Origin of the sequence: Ralstonia sp. RRA, from assembly GCF_037023145.1 — a bacterium.
Taxonomy (GTDB): domain Bacteria; phylum Pseudomonadota; class Gammaproteobacteria; order Burkholderiales; family Burkholderiaceae; genus Ralstonia.
Window position 1 is genome coordinate 3,731,481 of the sequence record NZ_CP146091.1, and the last position, 14,414, is coordinate 3,745,894.

The 14,414-nt window shown below is 65.0% G+C and carries 9 protein-coding genes; 4 read left to right on the top strand and 5 right to left on the bottom strand.

Annotated elements, in window-relative coordinates; translation table 11 throughout:
* Nucleotides 1-336: 336 nt before the first annotated feature.
* The gene (locus V6657_RS17925) at nucleotides 337-2,205 is read right to left on the bottom strand and encodes a phosphoenolpyruvate carboxykinase (GTP) (protein ID WP_048934394.1); all 1,869 of its coding nucleotides are present in this window, start codon (nucleotides 2,203-2,205) and stop codon (nucleotides 337-339) included.
* Between the two features lie 435 nt (nucleotides 2,206-2,640).
* Here V6657_RS17925 and V6657_RS17930 point away from each other — a divergent pair, with 435 nt between their 5' ends.
* The gene (locus V6657_RS17930) at nucleotides 2,641-3,669 is read left to right on the top strand and encodes a D-2-hydroxyacid dehydrogenase family protein (protein WP_048934395.1); all 1,029 of its coding nucleotides are present in this window, start codon (nucleotides 2,641-2,643) and stop codon (nucleotides 3,667-3,669) included.
* Between the two features lie 25 nt (nucleotides 3,670-3,694).
* Here the strand turns inward: V6657_RS17930 and V6657_RS17935 are convergent, their stop codons facing one another.
* The 4 genes from V6657_RS17935 to V6657_RS17950 form a co-directional block, all read right to left on the bottom strand.
* Complete coding sequence (locus V6657_RS17935; protein WP_048934396.1) at nucleotides 3,695-4,585, bottom strand: class III extradiol ring-cleavage dioxygenase; 891 nt, start codon at nucleotides 4,583-4,585, stop codon at nucleotides 3,695-3,697.
* Between the two features lie 101 nt (nucleotides 4,586-4,686).
* The gene (locus V6657_RS17940) at nucleotides 4,687-6,108 is read right to left on the bottom strand and encodes an NAD(P)/FAD-dependent oxidoreductase (protein ID WP_048934397.1); all 1,422 of its coding nucleotides are present in this window, start codon (nucleotides 6,106-6,108) and stop codon (nucleotides 4,687-4,689) included.
* 113 nt (nucleotides 6,109-6,221) lie between these two features.
* A complete protein-coding gene (locus V6657_RS17945) occupies nucleotides 6,222-7,115 on the bottom strand; it encodes a patatin-like phospholipase family protein (protein WP_048934398.1) in 894 nt (297 codons plus the stop codon).
* 14 nt (nucleotides 7,116-7,129) lie between these two features.
* Complete coding sequence (locus V6657_RS17950) at nucleotides 7,130-7,777, bottom strand: TetR family transcriptional regulator (RefSeq protein ID WP_048934399.1); 648 nt, start codon at nucleotides 7,775-7,777, stop codon at nucleotides 7,130-7,132.
* Nucleotides 7,778-8,347: 570 nt separating this feature from the next.
* On the opposite strand from V6657_RS17950, the gene V6657_RS17955 reads away from it, so the two are divergent.
* Genes V6657_RS17955 through V6657_RS17965 form a run of 3 tightly spaced genes read left to right on the top strand, consistent with a single transcriptional unit; the run spans nucleotide 8,348 to nucleotide 14,316 of the window.
* Nucleotides 8,348-9,607, top strand: a complete 1,260-nt coding sequence (locus V6657_RS17955) for an efflux RND transporter periplasmic adaptor subunit (protein WP_048934400.1) — start codon at nucleotides 8,348-8,350, stop codon at nucleotides 9,605-9,607.
* Nucleotides 9,608-9,622: 15 nt separating this feature from the next.
* Entirely contained in the window at nucleotides 9,623-12,775 is a 3,153-nt protein-coding gene (locus V6657_RS17960; RefSeq protein ID WP_048934401.1) for an efflux RND transporter permease subunit, read from the top strand.
* Nucleotides 12,776-12,777: 2 nt separating this feature from the next.
* Nucleotides 12,778-14,316, top strand: coding sequence for an efflux transporter outer membrane subunit (locus V6657_RS17965; protein ID WP_048934402.1), 1,539 nt, complete (start codon nucleotides 12,778-12,780; stop codon nucleotides 14,314-14,316).
* Nucleotides 14,317-14,414: the final 98 nt, after the last annotated feature.

The window sequence follows — 14,414 nt, forward strand, 5'->3', positions numbered from 1 at the left end:
AGGGGCGATACATTTCGTACGCCAATGATTGACATGCGATCTTCACAAAGCTATGTCTGGCAAGGGTTTTTGGGCGCATCATGCTTGCAATGATTCGCGATTCGCATAAATGCAAGGTGATTATGTTTTTGCCGGCATATTGTGCAATCACCTGTGCGCGACGGTATTTTTTACAACAGGGTTCAATTAAATTTAAATCAAGTGATCTGTTTTATTGAAAGGGGTAAATCGCGCAATTTAAACCTTTAGGATTACTGCTCGTTGCTTGAGCAAGTGCCGGCAGTGGGCGAAAAAAAGCCCGCGCGAGGCGGGCTTCCTGTAGAGCGGGAGCGAGCGTCAGCCTTGTAGGCGACCCTCCAGGCGCGTCTTGGCTTCCGGCAGTGCCTGCGGCAGGTGGCTCGCCAGCTGCGTGAACAACTCGTCGTGCAGTGCCAGTTCCTGCTGCCATGCAGCAGCGTCGACCGAGATCACCTTGGCGAACTGCTCAGCCGTGAAGTTCAGCCCATCCCAGCGCAGTTCTTCATAGCGCGGCGACACGCCAAAGGCATGCGCATTGCCCTGCGTCTGGCCTTCCATGCGGTCGATCATCCACTTCAGCACGCGCATGTTCTCGCCAAAGCCCGGCCACACGAACTTGCCGTTCTCGTCCTTGCGGAACCAGTTCACGCAGAAGATCTTCGGCAGCGTGGCGCCGCTCTTGGCGAGCTGGTCGCCCAGCTTGAGCCAGTGTGCGAAGTAGTCGGCCATGTTGTAGCCGCAGAACGGCAGCATGGCGAACGGGTCGCGGCGCACCACGCCCTGCTGGCCAGCGGCCGCAGCGGTGGTTTCCGAGCCCATCGTGGCGGCCATGTACACGCCTTCGATCCAGTCGCGCGCTTCAGTGACGAGCGGCACGGTGGTCGAGCGGCGGCCGCCAAAGATGAACGCGTCAATGGGTACGCCGGCCGGGTTGTCCCATTCCGGATCGATCGACGGGCATTGTGCTGCTGGCGCCGTGAAACGGGCGTTCGGGTGCGCGGCCTTGCGGCCGGTTTCCTTGCCAATCTCCGGCGTCCAGCTTTGGCCCTGCCAGTCGGTCAGGTGTGCGGGCACGGCATCGGTCATGCCTTCCCACCACACGTCGCCGTCGTCCGTCAGCGCCACGTTGGTGAAGATGACGTTTTCCTTGAGCGTGGCCATTGCGTTGGGGTTGGTCTTTTCGCCCGTGCCCGGTGCCACGCCAAAGAAGCCCGATTCCGGGTTGATGGCGTACAGGCGGGTCTGGCCGTCGGCGTCCTGGCGGGGCTTGATCCAGGCGATGTCGTCGCCGATGGTGGTGACCTTCCAGCCGTTGAAGCCGGCAGGCGGGATCAGCATCGCAAAGTTGGTCTTGCCGCAGGCCGACGGGAATGCCGCTGCCACGTGGTACGTCTTGCCCTCGGGCGAGGTCACGCCCAGGATCAGCATGTGCTCGGCCAGCCAGCCTTGGTCGCGGCCCATGGTGGAGGCGATCCGCAGCGCGAAGCACTTCTTGCCCAGCAGCGCGTTGCCGCCGTAGCCCGAGCCGAACGACCAGATTTCACGCGTTTCCGGGAAGTGCACGATGTACTTGGTCGGGTTGCACGGCCACGGCACGTCTTTCTCGCCGGCGGCCAGCGGCTTGCCGACGGTGTGCACGCACGGCACGAACTCGCCGTCGGTGCCCAGCACGTCGTACACGGCGCGACCCATGCGGGTCATGATGCGCATGTTGACGGCCACGTACGGGCTGTCCGACAGCTCCACACCAATGTGCGCGATCGGCGAGCCCAGCGGGCCCATCGAGAACGGCACCACGTAAAGCGTGCGGCCGCGCATGCTGCCATCAAACAGGCCGTTTAGCGTTTGGCGCATCTCGGCCGGGGCCGTCCAGTTGTTGGTAGGGCCGGCGTCTTCCTTCTTTTGCGAGCAGATGAAAGTGCGGTCTTCCACACGCGCCACGTCCGACGGGTCCGACAGCGCCAGGAACGAGTTCTTGCGCTTGGCCGGGTTGAGCTGCTTCATCGTGCCGGCAGCGACCATCTCGGCGCACAGGCGGTCGTACTCTTCTTGCGAGCCATCGCACCAGACAATGCGCTCCGGCTTGGTGAGTGCCGCGATTTCGCCCACCCATGCGACCAGGCGCGGGTGTTTTACGTAATCGGGCACGTTCAATGCGGGCACGCCCTGCATCGCGGGTTGATTCATGACCAAAACTCCAATGGAAGTGAAAAAGAAAGCGGTGGCAGATCAGCACGGCAACCCGGGCCGGGGCGCCCAGCGGCGGGGTGGAAAGCGATCGACGGCGCACCGTGAGCGGGCCGGATCAGCGATTTCCAGAGGGAGGGGCAACGCAGGCGGAGGGACAGGAGCCGTGCTGATTTCACATTCAGTTACAAAGCGGTTCGCTGCCGGAAGGTGGGTTTTTCCGGGCGGCGGGGGCCGCGTGCGCTAAAGTGGCGGGACCGAGGTCAACAGACCCTAGAACAAGGACTCGTCACCAGCGAGGCAGCGCAAATTGCGTGCCCGCGGCGGGCAATTCCAAACGTCGCAACGGATTGTTGTGCGACGAGGGATGGGAAGAATACCACCGCGAGGGATCGCTGTTTTTTGCTGCGCACCATTGTTCGAAGTGAGATGTCGATGAAGATTGCCGTACTGGACGACTACCAAGACGCTGTTCGCAAGCTGGATTGCTTCAGCCTGATGCAGGACCACGAAGTCAAAGTGTTCAACAACACTGTCAAAGGCGTGGGGCAATTGGCCGCACGTGTGGCGGACGTTGAAGCCATCGTGTTGATCCGGGAGCGCACGCGTGTGACGCGTCAGCTGCTCGACCGCCTGCCCAAACTCAAGATCATCAGCCAGACCGGCCGCGTATCGCGTGATGCCGGCAGCCATATCGACCTGGATGCCTGTACCGACAAGGGCGTGGTCGTGCTGGAGGGCAAGGGCTCGCCGGTGGCGCCGGCCGAGTTGACCTGGGCGCTGGTGATGGCCGCGCAGCGGCGCATTCCGCAGTACGTGGCGAGCCTCAAGCACGGCGCGTGGCAGCAGTCGGGGCTGAAGTCGACGACGATGCCGCCCAACTTCGGCATCGGCCGCGTGCTGAAGGGCCAGACGCTGGGGATTTTTGGCTACGGCAAGATCGGCCAGCTTGTGGCGGGTTATGGCCGTGCCTTCGGCATGAACGTGCTGGTGTGGGGCCGTGAGGGCTCGCAGGAGCGCGCCCGCGCCGACGGCTATACCGTGGCGGAATCGAAGGAGGCGCTGTTCGAGCAGTCCGACGTGCTGTCCGTCCACCTGCGCCTGAGCGACGAGACACGCGGCATTGTGACGGTGGCCGACCTCACGCGCATGAAGCCGACCGCCCTCTTCGTCAACACCAGCCGCGCCGAGCTGGTGGAAGAAAACGGCCTGGTGACCTCGCTCAACCGCGGTCGCCCGGGCATGGCCGCCATCGACGTGTTTGAAACGGAACCCATCCTGCAGGGCCATACCCTGCTGCGCATGGAGAACTGCATCTGCACGCCGCACATCGGCTATGTGGAACGCGACAGCTACGAGATGTACTTCCGCATCGCGTTTCAGAACATCCTCGATGTGCTGCAGGGCAACGTCGACAGCGTGGTCAATCCGACCGCGCTGGCGCCGGCGCTGATTCGCGCCTGACGCTCAGTCTTCAGTCTTTAGCCGATCAAGCCGCAGCGCGAAGCTGTGGCTGATTGGCGCCTGCACCGTCAAAACGGAAGCTGTCCATCGCCAGCGAGCCGTACGTCACCGTGTCGACCACGTGCTGAGCCTGCACGCCGCCCGGCGTGACCTGGCTCGGCTGGCCCATCGCGGCGCCCAGTGCCACGTACAGCGGCATCAGGTGCTCGTCGGTGGGGTGGGCATGGGCGGCTTGCGGGGCTTGCGCGCGGTAGTCGCAGAAGGTGGTGAAGTCGCCGCTGCGGATGCCTTCGGTCATGGCCTCTATCATCCATTCGCGGAATGCATCCACCCACGGTTCTACCGGCACGCCATGCTGCGCCATGCCGGGGCCGCGCATCAGCGCGCGCAGGTTGTGCGTAAAGCTGCCGGAGCCGAGGATCAGTACGCCCTCGTCGCGTAGCGGCGCGAGCGTGCGCCCCAGCCCCATTTGGCATGCGGGCGACAGGCCCGGCATGAGCGACACCTGCACCACGGGGATCTTCGCTTCGGGAAACATCAGCATCAGCGGCACCCAGGCGCCATGGTCCAGCGGCTGGCGCGGGTCGAGCACGGTGGAGGCTTGTTCCTCCAATCCGGGGACGATGTTGCCGTCGATCAGCGCGCGGATGCGCTCGGCCAGATCGGGCGCGCCCGGTGGCGCATATTCCAGCGCGTAGAGCTGTGGCGGAAAACCGCCGAAGTCGTGCCAGGCCTCCTGCTGCGCACGCGCGGTGACGGCCGGACGGCGTGTCATCCAATGCGGCGAGACGACCACGATGGCGCGGGGGCTGAGCGCGGCCATGTCTTGCCCAAGCGCAGCCAGGGCTTTGCCGACAGGGCCCGGATCGGCCGCCAGCATCGGCGACCCATGAGACAGATAGAGCACGGGAAGCATGTCAAATTTCCTGAAGAATATGACTGCCATTCTGCGCCTCCCCCGCACATGTAACGTGGATGGATTTGGAGGCGGGGGTCAGGAAAATTGAATGAGTGCGTTCAGAGGCTCAGCAGTTCTTCCGCCACCGTCGGGTGCAGGCCCACCGTGGTGCGCAGATGCTTGAGCCGCACGCCCATGCGCACCGCCACCGCCAGCGCCTGGATGATCTCGGGCGCGGCGTTGTCGACGATGTGGGCGCCGAGCACGCGCCCGCTGCGCGCGTTGCACACCAGCTTGATCAACGATTCCATGCCGGTGCCGGCAAAGCGCTGTTCGAGCGAGACAAAGCGGCGGACCACCACGTCGATGCGGTCGGCGGTGGCGCGTTTATCGTTGTCCGCGCGGTCAGGCCAACGCGCGCGCGCGTCCGTTTCGGTCAAGCCCACGGTGGCGATGGCCGGGTCGCAGAACACTGCTGTTGGCACCGTATTCATGTCGGGCAGTCGCAGCATCCCCTTCAGGCCCTTGCCGAACAGACGCTCGGCCACGTACTGCCCTTGTGCGGTGGCCACGGGCGTGAGCTGCTGGGTGCTGCTGACATCGCCCACGGCATGCACGCCGCGCGCGCGGGTACGGAAGTGGCGGTCCACGGCGATACCGCCGCGCGCATCGAGCGAGACGCCTGCCGCGTCCAGCCCCAGCCCCGCAGTGGTTGGTGCGCGGCCAATGGCGGCCAGCACGCGCTGGGCACGCAGCACGCGTGGGATGTCACTGGAGGTGTCGTCGGTTACGTAGACGGCCACGCCATCGCCGTTGACCGCATCGCGCTCCACGCGCACGACATCGGCGTTCAGCACAAGGTCGACGCCGCAGCGGGATAGCGCTTGCGCGGAGGCTTCCGACACGGCGACATCAAATTCGGACAGCACGCGTGCCTCGCGCACCAGCAGCGTCACGCGCACGCCAAAGCGCGCCAGCATCGATGCCAACTCCACCGCCACCACACCACCGCCCACGATGATGAGCGAGGCGGGCAGTGTGTCCCAGCCGAAAACGTCATCGGAGCTGCAAGCGAGTTCGGCGCCGGGCACCGGCAGCGGCACGGGGTGTGCGCCGGTGGCCAGCACGACCTGCCGCGTGCGCAGCGTGGTCTTGCCGGTCTCGCCGTGCAGCCGGACAATGCCGCGCCCGCGCAGCGAGGCCATGCCGGTCAGCCACTGCACACCGGCGTCCAGCAGGTGTGAGTGATAGACCTCGTTCAGGCGGGCCACCTCGGCGCGGGTGCGGGCGATGGCTTGGCCCCAAGCGTCGGCGGCATGCGCTGCGCGCAGGCAACGCGCAATCGTCTGTGACCAGGCTGCGCCGTAGCCGAGCAGCTTCTTGGGCACGCAGCCGCGGTTGACGCAGGTGCCGCCCACTTGCGCGCGGTCGATGATCAGGGTGCGCGCGCCCAACTGCGCTGCACGGCGCGCGGCCGCCAGCCCGGCCGAGCCGGCGCCGATCACGATCAAATCAAAGGAGACTGCGGATTTTGCGGGCATGGCGGTGTCCGTCTGTCCATCAAGGTGGCATCGGCCGGACGGCCATGGCGGCACGCCGGCGGGCGCACCGTGTGCAGCAAACGGCGCGCCCGCCGCTTGCCGGATGACGGTGGCTACGCAGCCACCGGTTCGGCGAACCCGCGTGGAAGTTCGCGCAGGAAGGTTTCGCCGTCATGACGGCCGAGCGCATAGGCGTCGCGCATGGCGCCCGGGCGGGTGTAGTCCCAGCTCGAGATCGGCACCTTGCGCGAGGGCTGCACGTAAAAGCGGCGCTGCACGCCGCCGGCCACCGGCACATCCATGCGGAAGAACGTCGGGCGCGGGTACAGGCGCGTCACCAGCACCAGCGCATCGCCGGGGGTCGGGTCCAGCGCGTGCACCGGTACGTTGTCGACCATGCCGCCGTCGAGCACCGGCCGCCCCGCGCGCCGCAAGACCGGCGTGAACGGCGGGGTCGATGCCGACTGCAGCAGCAGGTCGGCCAGCTCTTCGGGCGAGGCGCAATCCTGCGCGCGCACGAATTCTGGCGTGAAGCCCAGGCGCCGGCCCAGTGTCGGGTGCAGCGTCTTGCGGACGTGCTTTTCGATGTTGTACGCAATCAGCCCCGCCGCCACGGCCGTGCGCGCGCCCATCCAGCGCGGGATATGCGCCACGCCGATGCGGATCTCGGGCGCCTGCGCCAGCCGCGCGAAGCGGCCCTCGCCAAACACCGTCAGCAGCGCCGTGCGGTACATGCCGTAGTGCGGGAACACGCGCTCGCCGCGCAGCAGGTTGCCCCAGTGGGCGTTGCGCTTGTTGTGGCGCAGGGTCTCGGCGTAGTAGTCCATCAGCTCGGCGGAATTCCACGCGTGCAGCATGCAGGCCGTCGATGCGCCGGCCGAGATGCCGGTGATCACGCGCGGCGCCAGGCTCAGCTCGGGCTGCACGACATCCCACCAGCCGGCCTGCCACCAGCAGCGGTTGCCGCCGCCGGCAAACACCATCTGATCGAAGGCGGGCGTGCTCATGGGGTGACCTCGGCTCAGGCAACGGCCGGCTGCGTCAGGCGCAGCGCGGGCGAATATTTCATGGTGTCGATACACGCATCCAGCAGGCGCTCGCGCTTGCTGGCGAGGGAGGAGGCGTCCGGATAGAACAGGAAGTCGCCCATGATGCCGTTGAACGACGCATGGAAATGCGCCACGGCCAGGGGGATGTCCAGGTCGGCCGGCAACTGCCCGCGCCGTGCGGCTTGTTCGATGATGCTGGTCAGCCGCGCCATCCCCTCTTCAAAGGATTCCTGCTGGCGCTTGAGGATGGGGCTTGTGTCTTCCACGAACTCGCACTTGTTGAACATGATCTCGAAGACGCGGCGCCAGTGCGCGTCTTCCACCAGTTGGCGCAGCAGGAAGTTGCCCACCGTGCGCAGTTCACCCAGCGGGTCGTCGGCCTCGACGCCCGGCGGCGAACACATGGTTTCCATCGGCAGCTTCACGCGCTCGCACATGGCGGCGAACACGTCAGCCTTGTTGCGGAAATGCCAGTAGATGGCGCCGCGCGTCACGCCCGCGGCCTGCGCGATATCCGATAGCGACGTGCGTGCCACGCCACGTGCATAAAACACGTCTTCTGCCGCATCCAGGATGCGGTTGCGTGTTTCCAGTGCTTCTTCCTTGGTTCGTCTGACCATGATCTTCCAGAGGAACGCTGGCTCACCCTGCCGGCGTTCTTTCGATTCGCTTTTGTGCGCCGCACAATCTTTGGCAACACATTATTCCATACTGCGCAACGCTGCGCCCTGTGCTTCAGGCGATGCAAGCCTTGATGGGTCGCATCTTGCCGCGATCCCGCGCCGTTCCGCCGTTGCAACGAAGTCAGCAAAAGTTGCAACAATGGCCCTGCTTTCTCAAAGGGTCCTGCTTACATACATGCGTGAACGTATCTATAATAGCGCGCACTTCGCCTCTTGCACATTGCAACATGCGCCACATCGGCTTGGTCAGTTCCACAGCCTGGGCGTTTTGTGACTGGGTGGAGCACTGCAGCAAATCGCGCTCGTTCTCGCGTCGTTGAGTCCGTTTTGTTGCGACTTCGTCGCAAACGCCGTATCGCATGCCATCGGATGCGGCTAGGATCGTGCGTTTCAATTGTATTTTTTGGTTTCGCTGACGGTTTGCCGGCGCTGTATTCGCATTCGCACTCGTTTGCGTGGTACCAGCGCGGCGCCCGGCATTCCGCTTATCGCCACATGGGGTCATCTATGACGAACACCCGCCGTTATCACCAACTCGCTGCCGCCGCATTCATGGTGGTGGCGCTTGCAGCCTGCGGCAACAAGCAGGCACAAGGGCCGGGCGGCGCCGGCATGCCGCCGACCGAAGTCGGCGTTGTGACCGTGCAGCCGCACGCTGTCGGTCTGACCAGCGAATTGCCGGGTCGCCTGGAAGCCACACGTGTGGCCCAGGTGCGCGCGCGGGTCGCGGGCATTGTGCTCAAGCGTTCGTACGCTGAAGGCAGCGACGTCAAGGCTGGGCAGCAGCTGTTCCAGATCGACCCGGCGCAGTACCAGGCCTCGCTCGACAGCGCGAAAGCGCAACTGGCGCGCTCCGAAGCCACGCAAACGCAGGCGCAACTGAAAGCCGAGCGCTACAAGCCGCTGGTCGCCACCAACGCCATCAGCAAGCAGGATTACGACGATGCGACGGCCGCCGCCAAGCAGGCCACCGCTGATGTGGCCGCTGCTCGCGCTGCCGTGGAAACCGCCAAGCTGAACGTCGGGTACGCCAGCGTGACCTCGCCGATCGCCGGCCGTGCTGGCCTGGCGCAGATCACCGAAGGCGCACTGGTTGGCCAAGGTGAGGCAACGCTGCTGACCACCGTGCAGCAGATCGACCCGATCTACCTGACCTTCACGCAGTCGAGCACCGAAGTGCTGCGCCTGCAGGAAGCGCTCAAGGCCGGCAAGCTGGCCAAGGCCGGCGGCGATGCCGCCAAGGTCACGCTCGTGACGGAAGACGGCCGCGCCTATGCGCAACCCGGCAAGCTGTACTTCTCTGACCTGACGGTGGACCCGGCCACGGGCACGATCACGCTGCGCGCGATTGTTCCGAACGCCGACCGCACGCTGCTGCCGGGCATGTACGTGCGTGCCCGTCTGGAGCAAGCCGTGGACGAGCAAGCCATCACGGTGCCGCAACAGGCTGTGACGCGTAGCCCCGACGGCGCCTCAGTCATGATCGTGGACGCCGAGGGCAAGGTGGCGGTACGCCCGGTTCAGGCAGATCGCTCGACCGGTACGGAGTGGATCGTCTCCAGCGGCCTGAAGGCAGGCGACAAGGTCATCGTCGACGGCCTGCAGAAGGTTCGCCCGGGCGCGCCGGTGAAGGCCGTGCCGTGGCAACCGGGCGCGGCCCCGGGTCAGCACGGCCAACCCGGTCAGGGTCAGGGTGGCGGAGCCGCCCAGGCAAGCGCCCCAGCAGCAAGCGCCCCCGCTGCCAGCGCACCGGCAGCCAAGCAGTAAACAAGGAGCCATCGCATGGCAAAGTTTTTCATCGATCGCCCGGTCTTTGCCTGGGTGCTCGCGCTGTTCATCATCCTGGCTGGGGCGATTTCGATCACCCAACTGCCGATCTCGCAGTACCCGACCATTGCGCCGCCGTCAGTCATCATCACGGCAACGTACCCGGGTGCGAACGCGAAGACGCTGGACGAATCCGTCACCAGCATCATCGAGCAGGAAATGAACGGCGCGGATGGCCTGCTCTATATGGAGTCGGTCAGCCAGGGCGGTAACGGCCAGGCAACCATCACCGTGACGTTCAAGGCCGGTACGGACCCTGCGCTGGCGCAGGTGGACGTGCAGAACCGCCTCAAGCGCGTGGAAGCGCGTCTGCCTTCGCAGGTGACGCAGCAAGGCGTGCAGGTCGACAAGGCCCGCTCGAACTTCCTGCTGTTCGCCACGCTGGCGTCCACCGACGGCAAGATGGACCCGGTGGCGCTGGGTGACTACATCTCGCGCAACGTGCTCAACGAAATCAAGCGCGTGCCGGGTGTGGGTCAAGCGGTGCTGTTCGGTACGGAACGCGCGATGCGCGTCTGGATCGACCCAGCCAAGCTGGTCGGCTACAAGCTGACCCCGACCGACGTCTACAACGCCATCCGCGCACAGAACTCGCTGGTGTCCGCCGGTACGATCGGCGATCTGCCGTCCGTCTCCGACCAGCCGCTCGCGGCGACGGTCGTGGTGGAAGGCCAGCTCACGACCACCGAGCAATTCGGCAACATCGTGCTGGTGTCCAAGCCGGACGGTTCGCTGGTGCGCGTGAAGGATGTGGCACGCCTGGAGCTGGGCGGCCAGACCTACTCGACGTCTGCGCGGATCAACGGCCAGCCCATCTCGGCCATTGGTGTGCAGCTCTCCCCCACGGGTAACGCGCTGGGCACGGCCAAGGCCGTGAAGGCCAAGCTGGAAGAACTGTCGAAGTACTTCCCGGCCGGTGTGGAGTACAAGGTGCCGTACGACACCTCGAAGTTCGTCCAGATCTCGATCGAAGAAGTGGTCAAGACGCTGTTCGAGGCCATGGTGCTGGTGTTCCTGGTGATGCTGTTGTTCCTGCAGAACATCCGCTACACGCTGGTGCCGTCGATCGTGGTGCCGATCTCGCTCTTGGGCGCGTTTGCCGTGATGAACGCGTTGGGCTTCTCGATCAACGTGCTGACGATGTTCGGCCTCGTGCTGGCGATCGGTATTCTCGTGGACGATGCCATCGTGGTGGTCGAAAACGTCGAGCGGATCATGAGCGAGGAGGGTTTGCCCCCGCGCGAAGCCACCCGCAAGGCCATGGGCCAGATCACGGGCGCCATCATCGGGATTACGCTGGTGCTGATGGCCGTGTTCATCCCGATGGCGTTCTTCTCGGGTTCGGTGGGCGCGATCTATCGCCAGTTCTCGCTGTCGATGGTGTCGTCGATCTTCTTCTCGGCACTCATGGCGCTGACGCTCACGCCGGCACTGTGCTCGACGCTGCTCAAGCCGATCGAGAAGGGTTCGCATCACGAGAAGACGGGCTTCTTCGGCTGGTTCAACCGCATGTTCTCGAGCACCACGAACCGCTACCAAAGCTTCGTGGAGCGCATGCTGAAGAAGACCTTCCGCTACATGGTCATCTATGTTGCGCTGATCGCGGCGGTGGTGCTCCTGTTCCTGCGCCTGCCGTCTTCGTTCCTGCCGACCGAAGACCAGGGCTACATCGTGACCAACATCCAGTTGCCGCCGGGCGCATCGGCCAACCGCACGTTGGAAGTGATCAAGCAGGTCGAGAACTACTACAAGCACGAAAAGGCCGTCGAGAACATCGTGGCCGTGCAGGGCTTCAGCTTCTCGGGTAACGGGCCGAACGCCGGTATTGTGTTCACCCCATTCAAGGACTGGAGCGAGCGCAAGGGCAAGGATCAAACCGCCGATGCCGTGGCTGGCCGTGCCTTCGGCGCGCTGTTCGGTGGCATTCGCGATGCGATCGTGTTCCCGCTGAACCCGCCGCCGATTCCGGAACTGGGTAACGCAACGGGCTTCACCTTCCGCTTGCAGGACCGCGGTGGCCTGGGCCACGACGCCCTGATGGCAGCCCGCAATCAACTGATGGGGATGGCGTCGCAAAGCAAGATCATCACGGGCATGCGCCCGGAAGGTCTGGAAGATTCGCCGCAGTACCAAGTGGATATCGACCGCGAGAAGGCCAATGCGCTGGGCGTGTCGTTCACCGACATCAACGCCGTGCTGTCGACGGCGCTGGGTTCGGCGTATGCGAACGACTTCCCGAACTACGGTCGTCAGCAACGCGTGATCGTGCAAGCGGACAAGATCAACCGCATGCAGCCCGAAGACATCATGAACCTGTACGTGCGCAACGGGCAGGGCAACATGGTGCCGATGTCGACGTTCGCCAAGGGCCACTGGATCGTCGGTCCGGTGCAGCTCGTGCGCTACAACGGCTATCCGGCGGTTCGTCTGTCGGGTGCGGCCGCGCCGGGCGCCAGCTCGGGTGACGCCATGGCCGAGATGGAACGCCTGGCCGCCAAGCTGCCGGCGGGTATCGGCTATGAGTGGACGGGTCAGTCGCTGCAGGAAAAGGCTTCGGGCTCGCAAGCGCCCGCGCTGTACGCCCTGTCGCTGCTGGCGGTGTTCCTGGTGCTGGCTGCGTTGTATGAAAGCTGGTCGATTCCGGCAGCCGTGATTCTGGTGGTGCCGCTGGGCGTGCTCGGCGCACTGCTGGGCGTGACACTGCGCGCGATGCCCGATGACGTGTACTTCAAGGTCGGTCTGATTGCGGTGGTGGGCTTGTCCGCCAAGAACGCGATTCTGATCATCGAATTCGCGAAGGATTTGCAGGCGCAAGGCAAGGGCCTCATCGAGGCCACGCTGGAAGCCGTGCACCTGCGGTTCCGCCCGATCATCATGACGTCGTTCGCGTTCATCCTGGGCGTGCTGCCGCTGGCGATTGCCACGGGTGCCAGCTCCGCCAGCCAACGCGCCATCGGTACCGGCGTGATGGGCGGGATGATTACCGCGACGGTGCTGGCCGTGGTGCTGGTGCCCGTGTTCTTCGTGGTGGTCCGTCGCATCTTCAAGGGCAGCGAGCGACAACGCCGCCTGGATGCTGCACATCGCCCGCTGGACGAGGAAATCTGAACATGCAGAACAAGATGACTCTCAGAACCCCCGCGCTGTTGCCGGCGCTCCTGCTGGCCGCCGGCGTCCTGTCCGGCTGCTCGCTGGCGCCGACCTATGAGCGCCCGGATGCTCCGGTAACGAGCGCCTACCCGCAGGCACCGGCCGGCTATGCCGTGCCGGCTGACAGCGCCAAGCCGGGCGAGAACGCTCCGCGTGCCACCGATCTCGGTTGGCGCGAGTTTTTCCCCGATCCGCGCCTGCAGAAGCTGATCGGCCTGTCGCTCGAGAACAACCGCGACCTGCGCGTGGCCATGCTCAACGTCGAGGCCGCACGTGCGCAGTACCGCCTGCAGGTCGCTGAGCTGCTGCCGCCGGTCAACGCGTCTGCCACGTACACGCGCAGCCTGACGCCGCAGTCGATCTCGCAGACCGGGCAGGACATCATCACCAAGCAGTATCAGCTTGGTGTGGGCATCAGCAACTACCAGGTCAACCTGTTCAGCGTGGGCGACGTAACGCGCTCCGCGCGCGCCAGCTACCTGGCGACCGCAGAGGGCCAGCGCGCCGCGCAGATCAGCCTGATCTCGCAGGTGGCGAAGGCCTACCTGAACGAGCGCGCCTATGCCGAGCAGCTTGAGCTGGCCCAGCAGACCCTGAAGGGTCGCGAGGACTACTACAAGCTCGCCAAGCAGCGCTTTGACGTGGGCGCCTCGTCGGCGCTGGACCTGCGCCAGACCGAAACGCTGGTGGAATCGGCCCGCGTGTCGGTCGCCCAGCTCACGCGCCAATACGCCCAAGCGACCAACGCCCTGGTGCTGCTGGTGGGTGCGCCGCTGCCTGCCGATCTGCCGGCCCCGACCACGGTGTCGTCGGAGAAGATCGTGGCCGACATTCCGCCGGGCCTGCCGTCGGAGCTGTTGGAGCAGCGCCCGGACATCCGCCAGGCCGAGCAGAAGCTGATCGCCGCCAATGCCAACATCGGCGTCGCCCGTGCGGCGTTCTTCCCGAGCATCGGGTTGACGTCCAACGTGGGCACGGCCAGTGGCGCGCTGCATGACCTGTTCAAGGCCGGCACCGGACTGTGGTCGTTCGTGCCGAACCTCACGCTGCCGATCTTCGACTGGGGCACACGCGTCTTCCAATTGGACTCCACCAAGGCCAACCAGAAGATTGCAGTCGCCACCTACGAGAAGACCATCCAGACCGCGTTCCGGGAAGTGTCTGACGCCCTTGTGGCGCGCGGCACGCTGGAAGAGCAGGTGGCGGCGCAGAAGCGCTTCCGCGATGCCACGGCCGAGCGTCTGACGCTGTCTGACCAGCGCTACCGCAACGGCGTGTCGAGCTTCCTCGATGTGCTCGATGCGCAACGTGACCTGTTCAGCGCCGATCAGACCCTGGTGCAGACGCGCCTGGCCCGCCTGACCAACGCCATCGATCTGTATACGGCGCTGGGCGGCGGTCTGCAGGAAAGCAGCACCATTGCGGCCGTCAAGCAGGCACAACCGACGGCAGCGCCGGGCGCGGCACCTGCCGCACCGGACATGACGCCGGCTCGCTGATCCTTCAGCACGTATCGTCCGCCGTCGTCTCCACGCGACGGCGGATGGTTCAAAAGTGCCTGATTGGCCACGCAAAACCGGTGCTTGCATCGGTAAAC

What these genes read in the sequence shown, in the direction of transcription:
- V6657_RS17950 (WP_048934399.1), bottom strand. Translation starts at nt 7,777, where the DNA reads ATGGTCAGACGAACCAAGGAAGAAGCACTGGAAACACGCAACCGCATC.
- V6657_RS17960 (WP_048934401.1), top strand. Translation starts at nt 9,623, where the DNA reads ATGGCAAAGTTTTTCATCGATCGCCCGGTCTTTGCCTGGGTGCTCGCG.
- V6657_RS17930 (WP_048934395.1), top strand. Translation starts at nt 2,641, where the DNA reads ATGAAGATTGCCGTACTGGACGACTACCAAGACGCTGTTCGCAAGCTG.
- V6657_RS17940 (WP_048934397.1), bottom strand. Translation starts at nt 6,108, where the DNA reads ATGCCCGCAAAATCCGCAGTCTCCTTTGATTTGATCGTGATCGGCGCC.
- V6657_RS17935 (WP_048934396.1), bottom strand. Translation starts at nt 4,585, where the DNA reads ATGCTTCCCGTGCTCTATCTGTCTCATGGGTCGCCGATGCTGGCGGCC.
- V6657_RS17925 (WP_048934394.1), bottom strand. Translation starts at nt 2,205, where the DNA reads ATGAATCAACCCGCGATGCAGGGCGTGCCCGCATTGAACGTGCCCGAT.
- V6657_RS17955 (WP_048934400.1), top strand. Translation starts at nt 8,348, where the DNA reads ATGACGAACACCCGCCGTTATCACCAACTCGCTGCCGCCGCATTCATG.
- V6657_RS17945 (WP_048934398.1), bottom strand. Translation starts at nt 7,115, where the DNA reads ATGAGCACGCCCGCCTTCGATCAGATGGTGTTTGCCGGCGGCGGCAAC.
- V6657_RS17965 (WP_048934402.1), top strand. Translation starts at nt 12,778, where the DNA reads ATGCAGAACAAGATGACTCTCAGAACCCCCGCGCTGTTGCCGGCGCTC.